The sequence below is a fragment of the Paenibacillus sp. USHLN196 genome (genome assembly GCF_037144955.1).
GTDB classification, from domain to species: Bacteria; Bacillota; Bacilli; order Paenibacillales; family Paenibacillaceae; genus Paenibacillus; species Paenibacillus xylanexedens_C.
Genome location: NZ_JBBCYH010000074.1, coordinates 1 through 223, shown reverse-complemented (window position 1 = coordinate 223; position 223 = coordinate 1). Strand labels below are relative to the sequence as shown.

Annotated in this window: 1 rRNA gene; it reads right to left on the bottom strand. The window is 52.0% G+C overall.

The annotated features are described in order from the left end of the window. Positions 1 to 94 (bottom strand): 23S ribosomal RNA (locus WFI24_RS34400); the annotation flags it as partial. Positions 95 to 223 lie beyond the last annotated feature (129 nt).

The following is a 223-nucleotide window of genomic DNA, read 5'->3' as shown; positions in this document are numbered from 1 at the left end:
GCTTACAGCTCCCCGAGGCAGTTTCGTTGTTCGCCACGTCCTTCATCGGCTCCTAGCGCCTAGGCATCCTCCGTGTGCTCTTAGTAGCTTAACCTCGTGCTCCGGTATTGGCCGCTCGCTTCCCTTGTTTTGCTTGCGCAAAGCCAAAAGTCGCTCCCACCCAAAACCATCGTACGTGCAATCTACCTTATAAACACTTCACTTGTTTACACAAGATCAGCTT